The 23,478-nt window shown below is 60.3% G+C and carries 23 protein-coding genes; 6 read left to right on the top strand and 17 right to left on the bottom strand.

The features are described 5' to 3' along the window. Window positions 1–138: 138 nt before the first annotated feature. Window positions 139–1,359, top strand: a complete 1,221-nt coding sequence (locus HJB82_RS13145) for an acyltransferase (RefSeq protein ID WP_207582065.1) — start codon at window positions 139–141, stop codon at window positions 1,357–1,359. 167 nt (window positions 1,360–1,526) lie between these two features. Continuing rightward, the gene (locus tag HJB82_RS13140; protein ID WP_207582066.1) at window positions 1,527–2,264 is read left to right on the top strand and encodes a sugar transferase; all 738 of its coding nucleotides are present in this window, start codon (window positions 1,527–1,529) and stop codon (window positions 2,262–2,264) included. Between the two features lie 115 nt (window positions 2,265–2,379). Here the strand turns inward: HJB82_RS13140 and HJB82_RS13135 are convergent, their stop codons facing one another. The 8 genes from HJB82_RS13135 to HJB82_RS13100 form a co-directional block, all read right to left on the bottom strand. Then, entirely contained in the window at window positions 2,380–2,787 is a 408-nt protein-coding gene (locus tag HJB82_RS13135; protein WP_207582067.1) for a F0F1 ATP synthase subunit epsilon, read from the bottom strand. Continuing rightward, the gene (locus HJB82_RS13130) at window positions 2,787–3,026 is read right to left on the bottom strand and encodes a hypothetical protein (RefSeq protein ID WP_207582068.1); all 240 of its coding nucleotides are present in this window, start codon (window positions 3,024–3,026) and stop codon (window positions 2,787–2,789) included. The genes HJB82_RS13135 and HJB82_RS13130 overlap by 1 nt, the downstream gene beginning before the upstream one ends. After that, window positions 3,026–4,462 carry a F0F1 ATP synthase subunit beta gene (gene atpD, locus HJB82_RS13125; protein ID WP_207582069.1) on the bottom strand — a complete coding sequence of 479 codons (1,437 nt, stop codon included), beginning with the start codon at window positions 4,460–4,462 and terminating at the stop codon, window positions 3,026–3,028. The genes HJB82_RS13130 and atpD overlap by 1 nt, the downstream gene beginning before the upstream one ends. Before the next feature lie 23 nt (window positions 4,463–4,485). After that, window positions 4,486–5,370: a F0F1 ATP synthase subunit gamma gene (locus tag HJB82_RS13120; RefSeq protein ID WP_207582070.1), complete on the bottom strand. Its 885-nt coding sequence runs from the start codon at window positions 5,368–5,370 to the stop codon at window positions 4,486–4,488. A 28-nt stretch (window positions 5,371–5,398) separates the two neighbouring features. Next, on the bottom strand, window positions 5,399–6,928 hold the full coding sequence (atpA, locus tag HJB82_RS13115) for a F0F1 ATP synthase subunit alpha (RefSeq protein WP_207582071.1): 1,530 nt from the start codon (window positions 6,926–6,928) through the stop codon (window positions 5,399–5,401). After that, complete coding sequence (locus HJB82_RS13110) at window positions 6,928–7,494, bottom strand: F0F1 ATP synthase subunit delta (protein WP_207584393.1); 567 nt, start codon at window positions 7,492–7,494, stop codon at window positions 6,928–6,930. The genes atpA and HJB82_RS13110 overlap by 1 nt, the downstream gene beginning before the upstream one ends. Window positions 7,495–7,749: 255 nt before the next feature. Then, on the bottom strand, window positions 7,750–8,139 hold the full coding sequence (locus HJB82_RS13105; RefSeq protein WP_207582072.1) for a DUF4345 family protein: 390 nt from the start codon (window positions 8,137–8,139) through the stop codon (window positions 7,750–7,752). A gap of 77 nt (window positions 8,140–8,216) precedes the next feature. Beyond that, complete coding sequence (locus HJB82_RS13100; protein WP_207582073.1) at window positions 8,217–10,433, bottom strand: primosomal protein N'; 2,217 nt, start codon at window positions 10,431–10,433, stop codon at window positions 8,217–8,219. Window positions 10,434–10,645: 212 nt separating this feature from the next. On the opposite strand from HJB82_RS13100, the gene HJB82_RS13095 reads away from it, so the two are divergent. Continuing rightward, the gene (locus HJB82_RS13095; RefSeq protein ID WP_221115505.1) at window positions 10,646–11,578 is read left to right on the top strand and encodes a dihydrodipicolinate synthase family protein; all 933 of its coding nucleotides are present in this window, start codon (window positions 10,646–10,648) and stop codon (window positions 11,576–11,578) included. Window positions 11,579–11,596: 18 nt separating this feature from the next. Here HJB82_RS13095 and HJB82_RS13090 read toward each other — a convergent pair whose 3' ends face one another. Both HJB82_RS13090 and HJB82_RS13085 read right to left on the bottom strand, forming a co-directional pair. After that, the gene (locus tag HJB82_RS13090) at window positions 11,597–12,073 is read right to left on the bottom strand and encodes a GNAT family N-acetyltransferase (RefSeq protein ID WP_221140175.1); all 477 of its coding nucleotides are present in this window, start codon (window positions 12,071–12,073) and stop codon (window positions 11,597–11,599) included. Between the two features lie 81 nt (window positions 12,074–12,154). Continuing rightward, complete coding sequence (locus tag HJB82_RS13085) at window positions 12,155–13,105, bottom strand: GNAT family N-acetyltransferase (RefSeq protein ID WP_221131679.1); 951 nt, start codon at window positions 13,103–13,105, stop codon at window positions 12,155–12,157. A gap of 139 nt (window positions 13,106–13,244) precedes the next feature. On the opposite strand from HJB82_RS13085, the gene HJB82_RS13080 reads away from it, so the two are divergent. Further along, window positions 13,245–14,180, top strand: a complete 936-nt coding sequence (locus HJB82_RS13080; protein ID WP_221140173.1) for a tyrosine recombinase XerC — start codon at window positions 13,245–13,247, stop codon at window positions 14,178–14,180. Between the two features lie 136 nt (window positions 14,181–14,316). Next, a complete protein-coding gene (locus HJB82_RS13075) occupies window positions 14,317–15,390 on the top strand; it encodes a TraB/GumN family protein (protein ID WP_221140171.1) in 1,074 nt (357 codons plus the stop codon). Between the two features lie 8 nt (window positions 15,391–15,398). Here HJB82_RS13075 and HJB82_RS13070 read toward each other — a convergent pair whose 3' ends face one another. The 7 genes from HJB82_RS13070 to HJB82_RS13040 form a co-directional block, all read right to left on the bottom strand. Then, the gene (locus HJB82_RS13070; RefSeq protein ID WP_207582078.1) at window positions 15,399–15,899 is read right to left on the bottom strand and encodes a cytochrome b; all 501 of its coding nucleotides are present in this window, start codon (window positions 15,897–15,899) and stop codon (window positions 15,399–15,401) included. A 176-nt stretch (window positions 15,900–16,075) separates the two neighbouring features. Next, a complete protein-coding gene (locus HJB82_RS13065; RefSeq protein WP_221140169.1) occupies window positions 16,076–16,822 on the bottom strand; it encodes a ribonuclease activity regulator RraA in 747 nt (248 codons plus the stop codon). 21 nt (window positions 16,823–16,843) lie between these two features. Continuing rightward, window positions 16,844–18,007 (bottom strand): mandelate racemase/muconate lactonizing enzyme family protein, encoded by a 1,164-nt coding sequence (locus HJB82_RS13060; protein ID WP_221140167.1) that lies wholly within the window; start codon window positions 18,005–18,007, stop codon window positions 16,844–16,846. Between the two features lie 33 nt (window positions 18,008–18,040). Then, window positions 18,041–19,138 (bottom strand): ABC transporter ATP-binding protein, encoded by a 1,098-nt coding sequence (locus tag HJB82_RS13055; protein ID WP_207582081.1) that lies wholly within the window; start codon window positions 19,136–19,138, stop codon window positions 18,041–18,043. An 11-nt stretch (window positions 19,139–19,149) separates the two neighbouring features. Continuing rightward, window positions 19,150–20,040 carry a carbohydrate ABC transporter permease gene (locus HJB82_RS13050; RefSeq protein WP_207582082.1) on the bottom strand — a complete coding sequence of 297 codons (891 nt, stop codon included), beginning with the start codon at window positions 20,038–20,040 and terminating at the stop codon, window positions 19,150–19,152. Beyond that, complete coding sequence (locus HJB82_RS13045; RefSeq protein ID WP_221140165.1) at window positions 20,040–20,996, bottom strand: carbohydrate ABC transporter permease; 957 nt, start codon at window positions 20,994–20,996, stop codon at window positions 20,040–20,042. Before HJB82_RS13045 ends, HJB82_RS13050 begins: the two co-directional genes overlap by 1 nt. A gap of 73 nt (window positions 20,997–21,069) precedes the next feature. Next, window positions 21,070–22,548, bottom strand: a complete 1,479-nt coding sequence (locus HJB82_RS13040) for a sugar ABC transporter substrate-binding protein (RefSeq protein WP_221140163.1) — start codon at window positions 22,546–22,548, stop codon at window positions 21,070–21,072. Between the two features lie 206 nt (window positions 22,549–22,754). Between HJB82_RS13040 and HJB82_RS13035 the strand changes: the two genes are divergently transcribed. Next, window positions 22,755–23,465, top strand: coding sequence for a GntR family transcriptional regulator (locus HJB82_RS13035; protein WP_207582085.1), 711 nt, complete (start codon window positions 22,755–22,757; stop codon window positions 23,463–23,465). Window positions 23,466–23,478: the final 13 nt, after the last annotated feature.

The following is a 23,478-nucleotide window of genomic DNA, read 5'->3' as shown; positions in this document are numbered from 1 at the left end:
GGTTTTCCGCGGAAAAGCCCTTGGGCACTGCATAATTTCTTAAATCGGAATCGATATAAGAAAAAATTATGCAGTTATTCAAAGTGTTACAGTGCCACGCGTCTGAAAGGCGCGCGGCGCTGTAAGGCGAGGGACAAGATGCGCCAACAGGAGAGACTGGCCGGAGCGGACTTTCTGCGCGCGGCAGCCTGTCTGCTGGTGTTCGCCCACCATCTCGCGCTCCGGCTGGATATGCGCAGAATTCCCGACGAACTGGGACCCACCGCAAACATCCTCCGCTTCGGCAATTTCGGCGTTGCCATCTTCTTCGTGCTTAGCGGCTTTCTTCTTGCCCATCCCTTCTGGCGCGCGATCGACGACGGCAGCACCATGCCCAGCCTCCGCCATTACACAATCCGCAGGGCGGCACGCATCGCTCCGGGCTTCTGGGTGGCCGCAACCGTCAGCTTCACCCTCAGCCTGACGCTGCTCGCTCTGCCGCTGACGGCGGAGCTCGCCTTCCGCTACGTCTCCGGGCTACTGTTCATGAGCCAGTGGCATTGGCGCACATTCTTTCCCGTCGAAGCCGACGGGCCGCTCTGGTCCATTCCCTTCGAGGTCACCAGCTATGTGCTCCTGCCTCTCTGCTTTTTCCTGCTATTTCGTTTGCCCATCCTGAGGCAGCGTCCGTTGCTTGCCCGCTTTGCCTGGCTCTGCGTCATCACAGCTGTACTCTTGGCCCATGTGCTGATCCTCACCGTCTTTCCGCTCGACGATATCGGACGCGGCTGGCAATACGGCTTCCAAGGCGGGGCAAAGGAGTGGATGCCGCGATATAATCCGATCGGCTTCTTCGCCATCTTCGCATTGGGCGCGCTTGCCGCCGGCGTCGAAGTCATGCTCCCAAGAAGGCCCTCCGCCTGGTTCGATGCCGCAGCGCTGCTGGCCCTCGCCGTTGCCGGTTACCGTCTCGTCATATCGCCCGGCGGCTCCGCCGAAGCTTACGGCTGGCTCGAAATCCCCTATGGCTTCCCGGTCTTTCCGCTGGCGATCGCAACGGCGCTCGTTTCGCTCTGCCATTCGCAACGCCTCGGCAGGCTGCTCGACAACGCGCCTGTCCGCTACATCGCGAAAATCTCATTCGGCATCTATATCTGGCAGGAAATCATCCTGATATCGATCCAAAGGCTCGACCCGGGCTCATTCGGCGTTTCCTCGGAAATTGTCGTCACCGGCTGGCTGCAGTCTTGTGGATTGGCAGCCGCGCTCGTCCTTCTGGTCGCAAGTCTCAGCTATCATATGCTGGAAAAGCCTGCGATCGATGTCGGCAATCGCCTGACATCCCGCCAATCCAATCGGGCTACTCCTTTTAAAGTATAATTCTCCAGCAAGCTCGACTACTGGCATTATCTTTAAAAGGAAATACTCCCATTTTTGGTCTCATTCGGGTTAGCAATTTCTTATTTAGACCGATGACAAACGATACGAGAGCATGTATTTGTCTCTCTTCAGTTCAGTATCGCATCTAAACTTGTGGACCTTGCGTTATGAATGCTTTTACTTCGAAGACGAATTCACGCTTCGATCCGTCTCAGCGTCAGGACAAAACCAAGACCCTGGTTATCGCCAACTCCAACATTCGCCAGCCGGATAGCTTTTCCCTTGTCGAAAGAAAGATGATCGTGCGGCTGGGCACGAAGCGGATGTTCGATATCGTCGCCTCGGTCAGCGCCCTCATCGTGCTGGCGCCGTTTTTTCTGGCAATCGCTGTCTTCATCAAACTCGACGATGGCGGTCCGGTATTTTTCCGCCAGATCCGCTGGGGGCTCCACGGCCGGAAGATCACGGTGTTCAAGTTCCGCTCGATGCGCGCCGACGCTTGTGATCCGAGCGGCATTCAGCAGACCGTCAAGGGCGACAGCCGGATGACAGCTATCGGCGCGGTGCTTCGCAGGACCAACATCGACGAGCTGCCGCAGCTTTTCAACGTCCTGTTGGGCGAGATGTCGCTGGTCGGTCCGCGCTGCCATGCTGTCAATATGCGCGCAGCCGGCAGGCTCTACGAGGAGCTGGTGCCGGACTACCACCAACGCCACATCATGCGCCCGGGCATCACCGGCCTGGCGCAGACACGCGGCTGGCGCGGCCCGACGGCACGGCCATTGCAAGCGCGCGCCCGCATCGCCTGCGATATCTACTATGTCAGGCATTTCAGCCTGCTGCTCGACTTGAAGATTCTCTTGAAGACGCTCGTCATCGAGCTGCGTGGCGGCACCGGCTACTGAGACGGCTACGTCTTCCTTTGAAGCCGCCGATGGACATTGCCTGACCATTCCGAGGTATGAACCAACAAAAAAGGCGGCTGTTGTAGCCGCCTTTGATCGTTGCAGTCGATTGCGATCAATCCTGCTGGACGACGCCGCTCAGATGCGTCAGCTCCATGATGAAATGCTCGAGCTTCGACTTGTGCTCATGCAGCTCGGTATTCTCGAGTTCCGCGCGGGCGGCCTCGATGCGACGGGTCAACTCGTCCTTGTGAAGTTCCTCGACCGGAACAGCGGATTCGGCAAGCAATGTGCAGCCGGTCGGCAGGATATCGGCAAAACCGCCGAATACGACGTAATCCTGTTTCTTGCCGGAAGCCGAACGGACGCTTACGACACCAGGCTTGACCGTCGTCATTGTCGGCGCGTGGTGCGCCATGACAGTCATCTCGCCCTCGGTTGCGGGAATGACGACCTCAGTCACCATCTCCGACAGCAGCAGACGCTCCGGCGAAACGAGCTCAAAGTTGAAATTGTCAGCCATCAGTGACTTACCTTCTCGGCTATGGCTTTCGCATCTTGCAATTGGGTCCCGCAAAACGGGCAGTGCATTATCGCTTGGTCGAGATAACCGAGGCCTTCTTCGCTCTGGACAAGGCCCACCACCATCATCAGCACACCATTATCGGCGCGATAGACGGTCGGCGCTGCCGGCTCCGGAAGATCCGCCACGACCCCTTTCAGGGAGTCGCAGCAGAATATCTCGTCTAGCGCGTCGCTCATCAAACAGCTGCGAGCTTCTTGGCCTTTTCGATCGCTTCTTCCATCGAGCCGACCATGTAGAAGGCAGCTTCCGGCAGGTGATCGTATTCACCGTTGACCAGGCCCTTGAAGCCCTTGATCGTGTCTTCAAGAGCAACCAGCTTGCCCGGCGAGCCGGTGAAGACTTCGGCGACGAAGAACGGCTGCGACAGGAAACGCTCGATCTTGCGGGCGCGAGCAACAGCGATCTTGTCCTCTTCGGACAGTTCATCCATGCCAAGGATGGCGATGATGTCCTGCAGCGCCTTGTAACGCTGCAGCGTCGACTGAACCTTACGGGCGACGTCGTAATGCTCTTCGCCGACGACCAGCGGATCGAGCATGCGCGAGGTCGAGTCGAGCGGATCGACGGCCGGGTAGATGCCCTTTTCGGCGATCGAGCGCGACAGAACCGTCGTTGCGTCAAGGTGCGCGAACGAGGTTGCCGGCGCCGGGTCGGTCAAGTCGTCGGCCGGAACGTAGATGGCCTGGACCGAAGTGATCGAGCCGGTTGTCGTCGTAGTGATGCGCTCCTGCATCTGGCCCATGTCGGTGGCAAGCGTCGGCTGATAACCGACGGCCGACGGGATGCGGCCGAGCAGAGCCGACACTTCGGAACCTGCCTGGGTGAAGCGGAAGATGTTGTCGACGAAAAACAGAACGTCCTGGCCCTGGTCGCGGAAGTGCTCGGCGACCGTCAGGCCGGTCAGAGCGACGCGGGCGCGAGCGCCCGGCGGTTCGTTCATCTGGCCGTAAACCAGCGCGGCCTTCGAGCCTTCGCCGCCGCCATGCTTGTTGACGTTCGATTCGATCATTTCATGGTAAAGGTCGTTGCCTTCGCGGGTGCGTTCACCGACGCCCGCAAAAACTGAATAACCACCATGCGCCTTGGCGACGTTGTTGATCAGTTCCATGATCAACACGGTCTTGCCGACGCCGGCGCCGCCGAAGAGGCCGATCTTGCCGCCGCGTGCATAGGGGGCGAGAAGGTCGACGACCTTGATGCCGGTGACGAGGATCTGCGCTTCCGTCGACTGCTCGACATAGGACGGTGCATCCTGGTGGATGGCGCGCTTGTGCGCGGTGACCAGCGGACCAGCCTCGTCGACCGGTTCACCGATGACGTTCATGATACGACCGAGCGTCTCGTTGCCGACCGGAACCATGATCGGAGCACCAGTATCGCTGACTACCTGGCCGCGGACGAGACCTTCGCTTGAGTCCATCGCGATGGTACGGACTTCGTTTTCGCCAAGGTGCTGTGCAACTTCGAGAACCAGACGGACGCCGTTGTTGCTGGTTTCCAGCGCGTTCAGAATCTTCGGCAGTTCGCCTTCGAAAGCAACGTCGACGACGGCGCCGATAACCTGTGTGACTCTGCCGACAGAGCCGATCTTGGGGGTAGCTGCCTCAGCCATTTTCTGACCCTCTTTTCCTAGCCTCAGAGCGCTTCCGCGCCCGAAATGATTTCAATGAGTTCCTTGGTGATCTGCGCCTGACGCTGGCGGTTGTAGCTCAGCGTCAGTTTGTTGATCATCTCACCGGCATTACGCGTCGCATTGTCCATAGCGCTCATCTTCGCACCCATCTCGCCTGCGACATTCTCAAGGAGCGCGCGGAAGATCTGAACGGAGATGTTGCGCGGGATCAGATCTTCGAGGATCGATGCCGGATCCGGCTCATATTCGTAGACGGCGCCGGCATGCTCGGCATCTTCGTTCTGCGCCGCACCGGTCGAAGCCGGAATGAGCTGCTGCGCCGTCGGGATCTGACTGATCACCGACTTGAACTCGGAATAGAACAGCGTGCAAACGTCGAATTCGCCAGCTTCGTACATCTCGATGATGCGCTTGCCGAGCTGATCCGCATTCTCGAACCCGATGCGCTTGACGTCGCGCAATTCCTTGCGCTCGATGATCAACGAAGCATATTCGCGGCGAAGGATGTCGTAACCCTTCTTGCCGACGGTGAAGATCTTGACCGTCTTGCCCTCGGCAAGCAGCCTGCGCACATGATCGCGGGCAAAGCGCGCGATCTGCGAATTGAAGCCGCCGCACAGACCGCGTTCGGCCGTGCAGACCACCAGCAGATGAACCTGGTCCTTGCCGGTGCCGGTCATCAGCGTCGGTGCGCCGTCCGCATCGGTGACGGCCTTGGCGATGTTCGCCAGAACCGCACCCATGCGCTGCGAATAGGGCCGGGCGGCCTCGGCCGCCTCCTGCGCACGCCGAAGCTTCGCCGCGGCGACCATTTTCATCGCCTTGGTGATCTTCTGCGTCGCCTTGACGGAGGCGATCCGGTTTTTCAGATCCTTAAGTGAAGGCATCCGTGATCCGTCCTAACTTAGGGCCTGATTACGCGAAAGACTTTGCGAAGCTATCGAGAGCAGCGGTGAGCTTGCCCCTGGTATCGTCGCTGATTGCCTTTTCAGTGCGGATCGCGTCGAGGATGGCGGAGCCTTCCGAACGCAGATAAGAGAGGAAGCCCTGCTCGAATTTGCCGACCGAAGCGACTGGCAGCTTGTCGAGAAAGCCGTTGACGCCGGCAAAAATCACCGCGACCTGTTCTTCCGTCTTCAGCGGCGAGAACTGCGGCTGCTTCAGGAGTTCGGTCAGGCGTGCACCGCGGTTCAACAGGCGCTGCGTCGCAGCGTCGAGGTCCGAACCGAACTGGGCAAAGGCGGCCATTTCGCGATACTGGGCGAGTTCACCCTTGATCGAACCCGCAACCTGCTTCATCGCCTTGATCTGTGCGGCGGAACCAACGCGGGAAACCGACAGACCGACGTTCACCGCCGGGCGGATACCCTGGTAGAACAGGTCGGTTTCAAGGAAGATCTGGCCGTCGGTGATCGAGATCACGTTGGTCGGAATGAAGGCCGACACGTCGTTGCCCTGCGTTTCGATGACCGGAAGAGCGGTCAGCGAACCGGCGCCCTGGTCGTCGTTCATCTTCGCAGCGCGCTCGAGCAGGCGCGAGTGCAGGTAGAAAACGTCGCCCGGATAGGCTTCGCGGCCCGGCGGGCGGCGCAGCAGCAGCGACATCTGGCGGTAGGAAACGGCCTGCTTGGACAGGTCGTCGTAACCGATCAGCGCATGCATGCCGTTGTCGCGGAAATATTCGCCCATGGCGCAGCCGGCAAACGGAGCCAGATACTGCATCGGAGCCGGATCGGAAGCAGTCGCCGCGACGATGATCGAATACTTCAGCGCGCCGCGCTCTTCGAGCACCTTGACGAACTGAGCGACGGTCGAGCGCTTCTGGCCGATGGCGACGTAGACGCAGTAAAGCTTTTCGCCTTCCGGACCGTTGTCGTGAATGGCCTTCTGGTTGAGGAAGGCGTCGAGAAGGATCGCGGTCTTGCCGGTCTGACGGTCGCCGATAACCAGCTCGCGCTGGCCGCGGCCGACCGGGATCAGCGCGTCGATAGCCTTGAGGCCGGTCGACATCGGCTCATGAACCGACTTGCGCGGAATGATGCCGGGTGCCTTGATGTCGACACGCGAACGGCGCGTCGCATTGATCGGGCCTTTGCCGTCGATCGGGTTGCCAAGCGCGTCGACGACGCGGCCGAGCAGTTCCGGACCGACGGGAACGTCGACGATGGCGCCAGTCCGCTTGACGGTGTCGCCTTCTTTGATGTCACGGTCGGAGCCGAAGATGACGACGCCGACATTGTCGGATTCGAGGTTCAGCGCCATGCCGCGGATGCCGCCGGGGAACTCGACCATTTCACCGGCCTGGACATTGTCCAGACCGTAGACGCGGGCGATACCGTCACCGACGGAGAGAACCTGGCCGACTTCCGAGACTTCTGCCTCTTTGCCGAAATTTTTGATCTGGTCTTTGAGAATTGCGGAAATTTCCGCGGCGCGGATATCCATCAGCCAACCTCTTTCAATGCGAGCTTAAGAGTGGAGAGTTTGGTACGAAGAGACGTATCAATCTGGCGGGACCCGACCTTGACGATCAGACCACCAAGAATTGACGGATCAACCGTGACGGCAATCGTCACGTCTTTGCCGGTAACGCTCTTGAGTGCCACCTTCAATTCGGTTTCCTGCGCTTGCGAAAGCGCGTGTGCCGAGGTGACCTCGGCGGAGATTTCACCGCGATGGTTCGCGGCGATGATACGGAAGGCCTTGATCATGCCCGGCAGGGCAAACAGGCGGCGGTTGCGCGCCACGACCTTCAGGAAATTGGCGAAGAAGCCGCCGATTCCGGCCTTCTCGCTGATGGCGGTGATCGCCTTCAGCTGGTCCTCGGCAGAGAAAACCGGGCTTGCGACGAAACGCTTTAGGTCGGCGCTCTCATCCAGCATCGCCTGGAAACGGTCAAGATCGGCGGTGACGCTGTCGACAGCGCCCTGCTCGAGCGCCAGATCGAAAAGCGACGACGCATAGCGCTCGGCAACACCAGATGTAAGCTGGGACGTGTCTGCCACTGGCACAAATTTCCCTGATTTCAACCCAAAATCCGGCTCTCGGCGGACGCCGAACCTATGATCTTGAATTCGTTTTGATTTCCCCCAGAAATCACAAGAGAAGCCTCTTGCTTCTTCCGAAATTCGGGGTCCGTCTAACATAGGATGTTCGGACTCGCAACACGCGTAACGCCCGAATACGCCTTTCACATGAATTTCTGTTGGCAAAATTGCGCAATGGCCTGAAAGCCGGCCGGGGAAGCCGCCGGCCGGCCGATAGATTCACGTCTGGGTGAAGCCGAAAACATAGAGCAGTGGCAGCGCCGCCAAAGCAATTTGCACAACCAGGAGTAAATAGTTGACGAGATTACTCCCCTTATCGGACAGGATCGATATGATCCGGGCAAAGGCCGCCATCGCAAAGGAGGCGCCGAGCGCCATGTAGATCCAGTTTTGGGCGAGCATGATCGCCGACAGGCCGAAGCCGAGATAAAAACCGCCCATCGAGCGTCCCTCGCCATATCCTTCCGGCCGCCCGTCCTGCGCCTGCAGGCCGAGAAGACGGAAAGTAGGGCCTGGCGCAAACATCATGATGAAGCCGGCGAGCGCCGTGAAAGCGGCTGAGCAGAACGCTAGCTGCTCGCCGAGTTCGGTCGGAAAATAGAATTCCATGCATCGCCCCAAATCACCCGGAAGAATTAGTGTTTTATGACATGGGCCGGAAAAGGAGGAAATGGCGGCGTTATGATTTATAGGAAACTTTGCGGATCAATATCGAGCTGCACCTGTACCGATCCGCGCTCCTTGGGCGATTGCGACAGCATCGCCCGCAAAAACCCCTGCATGTCCGAGTTGCGCCGGCCATGCACCAGTAGGCGGAAGCGATGGCGGCCGCGCACCAGCGCCAGCGGCGCCTCGGCCGGGCCAAGCACCGAAATGCCTGAAACCTGCGGCGCCGCATTGCGCATGCCGCGCGCGTGGTTTTCGGCATCATGGCGGGTCTCGGCCGAAACGATGATCGAGGCGAGCCTGCCGAAGGGCGGCAATATAGCGCGTTCGCGTTCGGTGATCTCGCGCTCATAGAAGGCGTCGGAATCGCCTGAGACAATCGCCTGCATGACAGGGTGCTGCGGCTGATAGGTCTGCAGCAGCCCATGGCTCTTGAGGCCGGTGCGCCCGGCCCGGCCCGTCACCTGCGACAAAAGCTGAAAGGTGCGCTCGGCGGCGCGCGGGTCGCCATTGGCCAGGCCGAGATCGGCATCGATGATGCCGACCAGCGTCATCAGCGGAAAATTATGCCCCTTGGCGACGAGCTGGGTGCCGATGACGATATCGGCCTCCCCCTTGGCGATCGCCTCCAGCTCCAGCCGCAGCCGCTTGACCCCGCCCATGATATCCGAGGAGAGGACGATCGTTCGCGCCTCCGGGAAATGCCGTTCCACCTCCTCGGCAATGCGCTCGACGCCTGGCCCGCAGGCAACAAGATGGTCGAGCGTGCCGCATTCCGGGCACGCCTCCGGCGTGCGCTCGGCATGGCCGCATTGATGGCATTGCAGCTGCTTGCGGAAGCGATGCTCGACCAGCCAGCTCGAACATTGCGGACATTGGAAGCGATGGCCGCAGACCCGGCAGAGCGTCAGCGGCGCATAACCGCGCCGGTTGAGAAAGAGCAGCGCCTGTTGGCGTTTCTCCACCGTCTTGCCGATCGCCCGGATCAGCACCGGCGACAGGAAGCCGCCGCGTTCCGGCCCGTGCCGGCGCATGTCGACCAGATGCAGGTCCGGCAGCGCCGCATCGCCGAAACGCGTCGGCAGGTGGACGGTGCTGTAGCGCCCGCTCTGCCCATTGACCTGGCTTTCGACCGACGGCGTCGCCGACACCAGAATGACGGGAAAATCGCCGATCCGGCCGCGCACCACAGCCATATCGCGGGCATTGTAGAAGACGCGGTCCTCCTGCTTGTAGGCAGGATCGTGCTCCTCGTCGACGATGATCAGGCCGAGATCCTCGAACGGCAGGAACAGCGCCGAGCGGGCGCCGGCGACGACGCGCACCTCGCCGGTCACCGCCTGGCGCCAGACCTTTTCGCGCATGCGCGGCGCAAGATCGGAATGCCATTCGGCTGGTTTCGCCCCGAAGCGATCCTGGAAACGCTCCATGAAACTTGCCGTCAGCGCGATCTCCGGCAGCAGGATCAGCACCTGCTTGCCGCGTTTCAGCGTTTCGGCAATCGCCTCGAAATAGACCTCGGTCTTGCCGGAGCCGGTCACCCCGTCGATCAGCGACACCGAGAATTCGCCCTTGCGGACGTCGGAAACGATCTCTTCGGCTGCCGCCTTCTGCGGCCCTTCGAGGCGTGCGGCGGCAAAATCCGGATCGGGCATCGCCACCACCGGCGGCGGCGGCAAAAATATCGTATCGAATATGCCAAGCGTGATTAGCCCGTCGACGACGCTGGTCGACACACCCGCCGCATGCGCAAGGCCGCTGCGGGTCCAGGACAAGCCGTCGGAGGCCGTGTCGAGCACCCGGGCGCGCGCCGGCGTCATCCGCTCCGGTTCGCCGCCGACGAGTTTCAACCCCTCCACCATCGGCTCCGGCTCGAAGGCATTTGGCGCCCTGAGCGCCATGCGGGCGACGAGGCCGGGCGGCGAGAGCGTATAGGTCGCGACCCAATCGATGAATTCCCGCATCTCCCGGGAAAGCGGCGGGCAGTCGAAGACATGGCTGATCGGCCGGAGCTTCTTCGGATCGACCCCATCCTCGCCGCCGTCCCAGACGACGCCGATGACCTGCCGCGACCCGAGCGGCACCTGCACGACCGAGCCGGGCTCGACCGCCATGCCATCAGGCACCGAATAAGAATAGGGTTTTGGCGCCGGCATCGGCACCAGCACGGGAACCGTTCGGTTCGCGGGCGGTGCCTCGAAAAGCGCGCCAAAGAGATCGGACGAATCTGTGCTCATCGGGCGAGACCATGCCCGCAAATCGATGCAATTGGAACCGCAAAGACGGGACGCACATCGGGCGCAGAATCCGGCACAGGAAGATTCCGCGCGATCGCCCGTTCCCATACGGAAAGCTTGCTGGACGAGCGATTGGCCGCATACATTGCCGAAAAGATCTTTGTTCGAAATGCCGAAGCGCTGTTCTTCGGCCGTTGAATTGGAGAGCACCAATGGCCAGACTGACCGAAGATGCCAAGGGCGTCTATGTGATCGCCGTAACCCCGTTCACCGATGACGGCGCGCTCGATCTCGCCAGTATCGACAGCATGGTCGATTTCTACGAGGGCGCCGGCGTCACCGGCCTGACGGTGCTTGGGCAACTCGGCGAGGCCCCGAAGCTGACCGCGGAGGAATCGCGGACCGTGGTCGAGCGTGTGCTGAAGCGCCTCGACGGACGTCTTCCCGTCGTCGTCGGAGTTTCGGCGCCGGGGCTTGCTCCGATGCGCGAACTTGCCGAAGCCGTCATCGGCAAGGGTGCTGCCGGCGTCATGGTCGCGCCGCCCTGGACCGTCAAGACCGACGACCAGGCTTTCGCCTTCTACCAATCGGTCGGTGAAGTCCTGGGCGATACGCCCTTCGTGCTGCAGGATTATCCGCTCACCACCAACGTGACGATCGCGCCCAAGGTTATCGAGCGCATCGTCAATGAGGTGCCGAATTGCGTCATGCTCAAGCACGAGGATTGGCCGGGCCTTTCAAAAATCACCGCGCTTCGCGCCGCCAGCGACAAGGGCACCATGCGGCGCATCTCCATCCTTTGCGGCAATGGCGGACTTTTCCTGCCCGAAGAGATGGGCCGCGGCGCCGATGGCGCGATGACCGGCTTTTGTTATCCTGAGATGATGGTTGGCGTCGTCGGGGCCTATGCGGCCGGTAACCTCGATCGTGCCCATGCGATTTTCGACGCCTATCTGCCGCTCGCCCGCTACGAACAACAGCAGGGCATCGGCCTTGCCTCGCGCAAATATGTGCTCGCCAAGCGCGGCGTGATCAAATCCGCCACCCTGCGCAAGCCGGGCGCCAAGCTCTCGGCGCTCGATGTTGCCGATGTCGAGCGGTTGCTGGCGCGTCAGGCCATCCGCCTCAAGGAGATCGGTGCGTGAGGCTTAAAACGTGAAGAATCAGCCCGAAACATCATGAGGCCGGCCGGAGGGAATGTGGGGGAGGATTTCGAGACAATGTGTATCGCCGTCCCGCTCGTAGAGGCGAAATCCAAGCGCCTGCCAAAATTTGGCCGCGTCGGCATTTCCCGCATGAACGGTGACGATACTGCAGAAGGCCCGCGCATGATCCAGCAGAGCCAGGGCCAGCATCCGCCCGATGCCATGCCGGCGTATCTCTGGACGGATGTAAAAACGTCGCATTCGCAACGCCCCGGATAGGGTGGATTCGATGGTCAGGCCTCCGATACCGGCGAGCGCCTTCCCGACATAGGCGCCGAGCAGCCTTTCGCCGTCACGCTCGAATCTGAGGTCTCCAGCCGACCATCCGGCGATAACGCGGCTGATATGGAGATGGCCCTCTTGCCGGGCCTCGCTTTCGAGGTCTGCGATCTCCCGCGGCAATCGATCGCGGATTACGCGGATATCGACCGTCATGGCAAAGCCGATGGATTTAAAGTCCTTTGTTTTATGCATGTCGTCATCCCGGAACCGCAGCACACTTCCAGACGACATGCATTAGAGTGCAGGAACGGAAAGCTTGCGAGGCATCGCCGCAGCCGGCGGGCCGACCGGCATGAAAGTCGCGTCGCCATTGGCTGCCATGTCGTGCACCGTATGCTTCTCCAGCGCCTTCGTCACGTCGTTGAGGTCGCCGTCCAGATGTTCGGCCGGAATGAGATTGCCGATGACGAAATCGAAGCGATCGCCGCGTTTGTTCAACAGTTCGTGGAACACCGTCATGTCGCGAAGCTCCGTCGACCATTTCGCCAGCCAGTAGAACAGGCCGGAATTACGCGCCGTCATATGGACGGGAAGGATCGGCAGATTGTATTTGCGCGCCAGCCCGACGGCCGAGGTTTTCCATGGACGTTCGTTGAGCCGGCCGTTCGCCCAGTAGGCGATGCGGCCTGACGGGAAGAGCACCGTCGCCTTGCCTTGCCGCACAGCGTGATTGGTCAACTGCAGCGTTTCGCGTGCCTTGAGCTTGCTCTTGTACTCCTCCCGCCATTCGACGGGGATGATCATCTCGGCAAACCGCGGATTGACGCGGATGGCATCGCGATTGGCGAAAAACATCATATCCGGCCGACGCGCTTTCAGCAGATCGAACACGGCGACACCATCGGCGATGCCTGTGGGATGGTTGCTGACGAGGATGAAGCCGCCGGTATCGGGGATGCGTTCGCCATTGGTGATGCCGATATCGAGTTTCAGCACGTCGCTCAGATATTCGAACGACTGGAAGCCCGGCATCTTGGCGACGGCATTGGCGAATTCGATCGCCTTGTTGTAGCGCAGCAGCGTGTAGAGAAACGGCCGCATAACCGGCCAGAGCGGATTCTTCACGATCCTCTGGCCGCGTTCGGCAATCAGCCTATCGACGATATGACCGGGTTTTCCCTGTGAAACGAGAGCGATCGCTTCCGCGAGCTGTCCGAAAGCCGTCATGGAATCGCGCCGTGCCATGAAAGATCCTGTCTATTGGTATAAAGCTATCGCAGTAAAATATGATCTAGGGATGACAAGGGTTTGGCCGGCATTAGCAATTCCATAACCGTTCCTGCTCCAAATTGGCGGACTTGAAGGCAAATTCAAGGCCAGCGATGTGAATGAACTGCTTGTTATCGCCGATTCGCGCCTGATGGCGGAACGGGCCGCGTGGCTCGAAAACCTCGCCAGCGAGCGCCGTCTTTCCGAGCACACGCTCGATGCCTATGCGCGCGACACCCGCCAGTTCCTGACCTTCCTGACCGGCCACCTCGCCGGCCCGGCGACGCTTGGCGATATAAGGGAATTGCGCCCCGCCGATTTCCGCGCCTTTCTCGCTGCCAGGCGCAAGCAGGGCTCCGGCGCCCGCTCGCTCGGCCGCAATCTCGCCGGCCTTCGTTCGCTGCTGCGCCACTTGGAAAAGAAGGGCCTGGTCAATGCCGCCGGCGCGGGCGCGATACGCTCGCCGAAACAGCCGAAATCGCTGCCCAAGCCGCTGTCGGACACGCAGGCGATCACCGTCGTCAGCAACGAAGCCCAACTCCATGAAGAACCCTGGATCGCCGCGCGCGACGCGGCTGTCATGACGCTGCTCTACGGCTGCGGCCTGCGCATCTCCGAAGCGCTGGGTCTCGTTCCCTCCGACCTGCAGAAGGGCGCCACAACGCTGCGCATCACCGGCAAGGGCAACAAGACGCGGCTGGTGCCGCTGCTGTCGGTGGTTTTCGACGCCGTTGAGAAATACCGCACGCTCTGCCCCTATCACCTCGAACCCGGCGAGCCGCTTTTTCGCGGCGCCCGCGGCGGCAAGCTGCAGCCGGCGATCATCCAGCGCGCAATGCAGAAGATGCGCAGTGCCTTCGGCCTGCCGGAGACCGCGACACCCCATGCGTTGCGCCATTCCTTCGCCACCCACCTGCTTGCTGGCGGCGGCGATCTGCGCACCATCCAGGAACTGCTCGGCCACGCCAGCCTTTCCACAACGCAGGTCTATACCGGCGTCGATGCGTCGCGGCTGCTCGAGGTGTATGATCGGGCGCATCCGCGCGCTTAACACCTTTTCTGGTCAGATTGAAAATTCTGACGGAGCAAGAAAGACTCTAAGCTTTCGTTAACGCATTCTCTTAAAGGAATATGCGCAAGCCGGGCGTAGAGCATGAAACCACAAGGCATGTGACCGGAACATCATCATGACGACATCGATCGGCCGCCGGACTTTTCTCGCAGCACCCGGCAATCTGCTGCTCTGGCTGATTGCCGCCTTTCACATGCTGCTTCTTGCGGCCCTGTTTGTGGCCTTTCTGGCTGCGCGACCGGCTGCGGCCGAAGAGGCGGCCTGCACCGGCCGCAATCTGATGGTCGAGCTGCAGCAGAACGACCCCGCCCGCTATGCCGAGGCGCTGAAGGAAGCCGACGCAACCCCGAACGGCAAGGGCATCTTCTGGAAGATCGAGAAGCCGGGGCTTGCGCCGTCATGGCTGCTCGGCAGCATGCATGTTACCGACCCGCGTGTTCTGGCCCTGCCGCAGCGCGCCCAGGCAGCCCACGACGCCGCCGACACGATCATCATCGAATCCGACGAGATCCTCGACGAAAGGAAGGCGACCGCCGCCCTGCTCGCAAAGCCGGAGCTGACGATGTTCACCGACGGCACGACGATCGACAAGCTGCTCTCCCCCGAGGACTACAAGCGCCTCGAAGCCGGTTTGAAGCAGCGCGGGATCCCGCTCAGTGCCGTTTCCCGCATGCGGCCTTGGATGATTTCGAGCGCCGTTGCCCTGCCGGCCTGCGAGATCGCCCGCAAGGCGAAAGGCGTGCAGTTCCTCGACCAGAAGATTGCCACCGACGCCGTTGCCGAAGGCAAGCAGGTGAAGGGGCTGGAAACCCTTGCCGAACAGATCCAAGCCATGGCCGACCTGCCGGTCGAATTCCATCTGAAGTCGCTGATCGAGACGCTGGAGCTCGGCGACAAGATGAGCGATGTCGTGGAAACAATGACCGACCTCTATTTCTCCGGCGAGATCGGCATGACCATGCCGATGCTGAAGACCGTGACGCCGGAGAAGGAAGGCGAAGATGACGACTATGCCGCCTTCGAACAGCGCGTCATCCTCGACCGCAACAAGGTGATGGCCGAGCGCGCCGCCCCGATCCTCGACGGCGGCAACGTCTTCATGGCGGTCGGCGCCCTGCATCTGCCCGGCAAGGCCGGCGTCATCGAACTGCTGCGCCGGCGGGGCTTCACGGTCAGTGCGGTGAACTGAACCAGCAATCAGCCGAACGTCATGCGGCGCAGCACATTGGTTTTCCAATAGAAATGATGGACGAGCGCGCCGGCGACATGCGCCGCGATCAGCGCCCAGAGAATGATCTTCAGGATATCCGCGTGGAGCGAACCGGCGGGATTGATGCCGAAATAGTAGGCGGCGATGCCCGTAAGCGGCATGGCGAAGATCAGGATATAGAGACCGGCATGGGCAAGCCGCGCGGCAAGACGGAAGATCGCCGGTTCCTTGGCGGCCTCGGCCGGCACGCCTTTGGTAACACGCAGCCCGAGCCGGACGATCGCAAGCAGCAGGATGGCGATGCCGACATAAGCATGGATATTCGCCGACGAAACCTGCTCCGGCGTCGGCACCTGCCCCCTGCGCATCAGCCGATGCCAGACATTCATGCCGTCGGGAAACAGCAGATTGAAGAAGATCAGCAGCGCCACCGTCCAATGAAGGAAGCGCTGGCTGAGACTGTAAGCCATGATGGACGGCTGCTGCATTTTCTCGACCTTCGTCAGATGTTGATCTCAGCGATTCTCAACAACTAGACTAGAGCATGATGCCGAAAAGTGTGCGCGGTTTTCGGACAACGTCATGCTCTAACTCTTTAATTTAGAACAGGATGATTCCAGGCCAACCGGGCCTAAAATCATCCTGTTATAGGGTAATCCATTGGCTAGGTTGTTCCCAAGCGGTTTGTCTTGCGCCACTCTTCGTACTCTCCGCGGGCATCGTCATGCAGCGGATAGTAGCGCTGCAACGACCCGCCTTCCATAAGCTTCACTCGCGAGAACTCCTCCCAATCGTGATGCTTTTGCGATTCTTCGATGACCTTCGAGGCCATTGCGACCGGAAGCATCACCACGCCGTCATCGTCGGCGACGATGATGTCTCCGGGGATTACGGTGACACCGCCGCAGGCAATCGGGACGTTGACGGCGTTGGGATAGATGCCGGTCTGCACATGATAGTTGGGTGTCCAGCCGCGCAGCCATAAAGGCAGATCCAGCTTCTCGACATTGGGCCGATCGCGCATGCAGCCATCGATCACGATGCCAGCGCCGCCTCTGCCTTTGAAATAGGTCGACATCATATCGCCGAAGACGCCAGAACTCATGTCGCCGCGCGCGTCGACGACGACCACATCGCCCTCCTGCACGTGATAAAGCACATGGCGGTGCAACTGCGTCTCCGGATCTGCATATTCTCCCTCGTTAAAAAGGTCCGGCCGCTGCGGCAGGAATTGAAGCGTCAGGGCGGGCCCGACGATCGACTTCCCGTGATTCTGCGCCACGGGACCGACCATGTGCGGATTGCGGAAGCCCATGTGGCCAAGCGTGCCGGCAACGGTCGCGGCGCCGATTTCTTTCAGTGCGTCGATCAGCTCTTTGGGCGGTCGCGTAATGTCGGGCGTATGTGTCATTTTGTGCTCCGGTGGATGAAACTACCAGTTGGTGACAGAACCGTCGCGGCGCTTCAGGTGAGGCGCTTCCCAGAAACGAAAGCTCTCCGCCTTGACCGCCTCTTCGTTGACCTCGACGCCGAGCCCCGGCAGATCGTTGACCGGATAGTCGGGACCGTCGAGCCGTGGTTGCACGGGGAAGAAGTCGGAATTATCGAAGCCCAGCTTCGCTTCGGGCGCCCTGGTCTCGAGCCAAGCGAAATTCGGTACCGCGGCGGCGAGATGGATGGTCGCGGCCGTGCAGACGGGGCCGAGGGGATTGTGCGGCATCAGGTCCACATAGTGCGCCTCGCTCCAACCAGCGACCTTCATCGCTTCGGTGAGCCCGCCAACATTGCAAACATCGAGCCGGTTGAATTGATGTATGCCACGCTCGATGTAGGGCCGGAATTGCCACTTGCTGGCAAATTCCTCGCCGATGGCGAACGGGATGTCGGTCATCGTGCGCAGGGATTCGTAGGCCTCGGGTGTCTCGTCTCGTATCGGCTCCTCGAGGAAATCAAGCACGCCACGGCCGAGCTTGTTACAGAAGCTCGCCGCTTCTGCCACCGACAGCCGATGATGGTAATCGATGCCGAGGACGACCTCGTCGCCCAGCGCCTGGCGCGCCTTGTTTAGCATAGCTGCGGTAGCGCCGATCGACTCCCGCGGCTCAAAGACGTCCTTGCTGTTTTGCCCGATGGGGAAGAAGCGGATCGCCTGCCACCCTTGTGCGCGTAGTTCGCGGGCTCGCTCGATGGCAACATCGCCCTCGGCCTCGTCACCGGTCGAGGCGAAGGTCGGAATGCGGTCGCGCTGCTTGCCGCCCAGCAATTCGTAGGCCGGCACCCCCAGCGCCTTGCCCTTGATGTCGTGAAGGGCAATGTCGATGGCTGAAATCGCCGCCTGCAGAACGCGCCCTCCTTCGAAGTATTGGCTGCGATAAACTTCTTGCCAGATCCGACCAATCTGCATCGGGTCGCGGCCGATGAGAAACTCGCGATAGTGCTCGATCGCGCCGGCCACGGCCTTCTCGCGACCGCTCAAGCCGCTCTCGCCCCAGCCGAAGATGCCGTTGTCGGTCTCGACCTTGACCAGCATCTGGTTGCGCGTTCCTACCCATACTGGATAGGGCTTGATCGCCGTGATTTTAAGCTTCGTAGTCATCAACGCCCTCGTTTCACACACATCCGCTTGGTCTCAGTTGGCCTTGAGGGCCATTTCTGTTTCGCCGTCGAACAAATGCATCCGCTCTTGATCGAACTCGAGCCAAATCTGTTCGTCGGGCGCGACGGCAATGGTCGGCGGCACGCTGACATTGACGATGGCGCCGGACAGCAACGCCTGTACGAAGGTGACGTCCCCGGTCGGCTCCACCGTGTAGGCCTTTGCCGGGATGCTTCCAGGCATCGCACTCTTGTGCAGCTTGATCGTCGAGTGACGTGCGCCGAGGACGACTTTCTTGGTGGTTGCCCTGGCGACCTTCTGGGCGTTGTTTGGCGAGAGTTCGAGGCACCAGCCCTCCGCGCTGGTCAACACGGTGTTGCCGCTTGCCGTTGATGCTTCCAGCGGAACAAGGCTCATCGCCGGGCTGCCGACGAAGCTGGCGACGAACATGTTCACCGGATGGGCAAAGACCTGCGCCGGTGAATCGTATTGCTGCAGGTAGCCGCCATTCATCACCGCCATCCTGTCGGCCATCGTGACCGCTTCGAGCTGGTCGTGCGTCACGTAGATGATCGTTGCTTTGAGGTCCTGGTGGAAACGCTTGATCTCCGACCGCATCTGCACGCGCAGCTTTGCGTCGAGGTTGGAGAGTGGTTCATCCATCAGGAATACCGCTGGATCGCGAACGAGGGCACGGCCCAGCGCCACGCGCTGCTGTTGCCCGCCCGAAAGTTCGCGTGGCTTGCGCTCGAGCAGCTGCGTCATATCGAGCACGCGCGCTGCTTCCTTGACCCTCTTGTCGATCTCGTCCCTTGGCAGTTTGCGCATCTGCAACGGGAACGCCAGATTTTTGTAGACCGATTTCTGCGGATAGAGCGCGTAGTTCTGGAACACCATTGCGATGTCCCGGTCCTTGGGGTCGAGGTCGTTGACCACCCGGTCGCCGATGACGATGTCGCCGGATGTGATGGGGATGAGCCCTGCCACAAGATTGAGTGTGGTGGTCTTGCCGCAGCCTGAAGGGCCGACGAGCGCAACGAATTCGCCGTCGTTGACCGTCAGCGAAACATTGTTGACAGCTTTGAAGCTGCCATAGGTCTTGACCAGATCTTTGAGGACCACGTGGGCCACCGGCAACTCCCCTAGTGCTTGACTGCGCCTTCCGTGAGGGCGCGTACGAAGTATCGTTGCAGGACAAGGAACAGGACCACGACGGGCACGCTCATCATGAAGCTGGCCGCCATCAGACCCGGAAAGTCCGTTGTATTTTCCGAGAAGAAGCGCTGAATGCCGACCGGCAGCGTCAACTGATCGTTCTTGGAGAGGAAGGTGTAGGCGTAGATGTACTCGTTCCACGCGCCAATGAAGGAATAGATCGCCGTGGCGATAATTCCTGGCGCCGAGAGCGGCATCACGATCAGGAAAAAGGCCTGGAACCGCGTTGCCCCGTCGATGCGCGCCGCCTGCTCGAGTTGCACCGGGATATTGTCATAGAAGCCCTTGAGGAGCCAGATTGCCAGCGGCAGGCCGAATGTGAGGTAGGTGAGGACGAGCGACCCATGCGTGTTCACCAGCCCGATCGCGCGCATCAAGATGAAGAGCGGCACGAGAAAGATCACTGCCGGGAACATGTTCCGAAGCAAGACGGCGAAGAACAGAAAGTTCCGGCCCGGGAAGGTGAAGCGTGAAAACGCGTAGGCCGCAGGAACTGCCACGATCACCGAAAGGATGGTCGTGGCGGTGGAGACGAAAAGGCTGTTCCAAAAGAAGCGCAGGAAGTCCTGGCCGACGCTGTTTTGCGGATCGAGCAGCTTTTGGTAGCTGGCGAGGGTGGGGTGGTCTGGCCACCATTGCGGCGGGAATTGCATGGCCGCGAAGCCGGACTTGATCGAGGTGATCAGCATCCAGATCATCGGTAATGCGGTGTAAAGCAACATGAACACAAGGAAGATGCGTCCGCCCCACCGCCATCCATCGATGCGCATACGGCGACGCGCCCGGCCTCGATGAGCAGTCTCGGCAATCGTGCTCATCAACTCCCGTCCTTTTGCTCGTTGCCGCTCAGCGCACGAACGTAGAAGTAGCCGAGCGACATCAGGATCAGGAACAGCAGCACCGAATAGGCCGATGCCACTCCCCAGCGCTGGCGGCCGAAGGCGAGTTCATAAATGTGGGTGATCCAGATATGCGATGCATTCGACGGCCCGCCGCCGGTCATGATCCAGGGGATGATGAAAGAATTGAAGTTGGCCACTGCCAGCAGAAGGATCGTCACAGTCGAGACGTTTCTCAAGTGCGGGAAGGTGACGTGCCAGAACCGCTGCCATGCATTGGCTCCGTCGACTTTTGCGGCGCGCAGCAACTGGTCGGGAACCGTCTGCAGGCCAGCCATCATCATGATCATGGCAAAGGGAAACTCTCGCCAGATATTGACGACGATCAGCGAGGGCAGCACCGTGCTGACGCTGTCGATGAAATTCGGCGGCCGGTCGGCCAATCCGAGGCCGACCAGCACCGCCCCAATGATCCCAAAGTCCGAATGGTAGATCCACTTCCAGATATAGGACGCGGCGACCGCGCTGATGACCCAGGGAATGATCAGGACGGCGCGCAGGATGCCACGGCCGACAAAGTCACGATGGAGCGCCAGGGCGCTGGCAAACCCCAGGACAAATGAGATGAAAGTGGATACCAGTGTCCAGATAAGAGTGTTCGAGGTGACCTTCCAGAACACCGGACTTGTGAGGATGGAGATGTAGTTGTCGAGGCCGATGAAAATCTTGTCCCGCAGCTGCAGGCCAGGCGGTGTGTTGAAGAACGACAGCTCGATCGTGTAGTAGATAGGGTAGGCTATGACGATGAGCATCACGGCGATCGCAGGAAGCACGTACGCGTAGTCAGCGCGATGCTGCCAAATCTTTCGCAGCACACCGGACCTATCGAGTTGCGGTCTTCGTCGAGCCTCGGCCTTGCCAGTCAAGATCGTCACTGTGCCGCGCCCTTATTCTTCGGAGCAAACCGGCTGCAATCGAGGCGCAGCCGGTCAGATCGTCTGGCTTGGACTAGAGTCCGCCGTCCATCAGGTCTTTTACCTTCTTGGCTGCGTCATCAGCCGCTTGGTCGACGGTCATGGCTCCGGTCAGGGCATTCTGCAGCATGTCCGGGACGATGATGTTCATGATCTCGGGGGACTGTGGCAGCGCCGGGAACGGGATGCCGTATGGCAGCATCGAGGTCGTGACATCAAGGAACTTGATACTATCAAGACGTTCCTTCATCCATTTGGTCTTGAAGCCGTTAAGGTTTCCCGGGTTCGAGCCGGCATAGGCCATCTTCAGCGACCATTCGGGGCTCGTCCACATGCAGATGATAGCCTTTGCAGCCGCTTCGTCTACCTTGCCGCCTTCGACATATTCGGGCTTCAGGATGTGAATGTTGGAGCCGCCAAACACGACGGCACGCTTGCCGTCGGGGCCAGTCGGAATCAGGCCGTAGCGCATGTTGTCGATTACGGTCTGCGCCTTGTCCTTGTCGGTATCCGTCGCCTTTTTCTGCAGGTCGAGCATGACGTTGTAGTCGGACGGGTGCGAGATCATCATGCCGAGCTGGCCAGCGAGGAAGAGCGGCTGGTTGTCGGCCTGCTGGTTGGTGAGCGCCGAAACCGGAACCGACTTGTCGCGAACATACATATCGTAGGAGGCTTGCAATGCCGCCTTGCTCTGCGGACTGTTGAGTTCGACCTCCTTATAGGTCGGGTTGGCGGTAGCTTCGTCGAAGACGCCACCACCATAGGCCCATAGCTGCGGCATGAAACGGTACGGCGTATTGCCGGCATTCTTGCGAGCCACGAGACCGTAACCGGCAATGCCGAGCTTGTCGTGGATCTGTTTGGAATCCTTGACGACGTCGTCCCAGGTTGCCGGGGCCTTATCCGGATCGAGGCCTGCACGCTTGAAGACGTCGGCGTTCCAGATGAACGCCATCGTCTCGTTGTTGGTGGGAATGCCGTAAGTCACCCCCTCCCAGGTTACAGCCTTCATTGCGCCCGGCCAGAAATCCTCGGTCGAATACCCTACATCCTCGGGTTTGAGCGGCTGCAAATAGCCCTTTGCGGCGAACTCGGTGCCGCCCAGGATTTGCAGGCGGACCGCCATGGGCGCAGCATTGCCAAGGAGCGCGGTCCGGAACTTGTCCAGCAGGTCATTATAGGTGAGGGCTTGTTCCTCAAGCTCGATGTTTGGATAGGTTTTGCGGAAGGTCTCGAAGAACTCCTTGTAATACTGGCGCAGGAGGTCGGGGTCGCCCTCGAACACACCCTGATACCAGAAAGTCAGTCGCCCCTTATAGTCGAGCGGAGTGACCTTGGCGCAATCGGCCGCCGTGTCAAAATCCTGTGTGCCAGCAATCGAACGCACATATTGCGGCGACCACTTGCTCAAGTCGACCGACGCTCCGAGCGCCGACGCGGACATCAACGACATCATCAAAGCAGTGGAAACAGTGCCGCGCAGGACGGCACCACCGAATGAAATCCTCGACATAGGTATCCTCCAGGTTCTCCCATGCCGCTCTGCATCGAGGCGAGCGGTCTTTGCTCATTGGCTGCGGGTCGTTTTCAGCTAATGTATCTCTTTGGACAGATCATACGTTTTCAGATCGAAGATTGCCTGTCAACTGGAGAAATCGTACATTGTTTAGATAATCGTCGCGTGATATCGAAGCAATATATGTATTGATGGGGACAGCTTTGGCCGAAACAAGCGATTTTAAAGCGCAGCCACCCGAGGGGATCGACGCTATCGGGGCCTCCAGCGAGGGCGCCTCGCTTTATCAGTTGATCAGGGACGACATCATTGAAGGGCGGCTCGCTGCCAACGAACGGCTTGTGGTCACCGATCTCGCCCGGCGCCACGGCACCTCGACCAACCCGGTGCGCGAGGCTCTGCAACTATTGCGCGGGGAGGGCTTCGTCACCCTCGTTCCCAACCGCGGGGCGCGCGTCCGGCCCATAGATCAGGATTTTGTTCGGGACATCTATGAGATAGGAGTCTTGATCGAGCCGGCACTGACGCGATGGTTCGTGAATATGGCCACCGTCGAGGACATTGCTGAACTCGAACGCATCCAGGGCTTGATCGAAGAGAACAACTTCGCCGACACGTTCAGGCACAGCGAGCTGGACACCGCCTTTCACACCGTAATGTACCAAAGGCACTACAACCGCCATGCCGCCGAGCTTTGGTGGAAGCATCGCGAAGTGCTTCGAGCCGTGAGCCGGCGTTTCAACTTCACGCTCGCCCGGCGTGCCGCGATCCTTAGCGAGCATCGCGAGCTCATCGCGCATGTAAAAGCGGGAAATGCGAACGAGGCAGGCGAACTCATCGCACGCCATGTCGAGGGCTCCGGCCGGCACATCCTCGAACACATGCGTGCGCGAAACGCCGCTCGGGCAGGATAGAGGCCTCGAATAT

This window comes from Rhizobium sp. NZLR10 (assembly GCF_019685125.1).
In the GTDB taxonomy this organism is placed as follows: Bacteria; Pseudomonadota; Alphaproteobacteria; order Rhizobiales; family Rhizobiaceae; genus Rhizobium.
The sequence above is the reverse complement of the archived record's forward strand: the minus strand, read 5'-3'. Positions and strand labels throughout refer to the sequence as shown.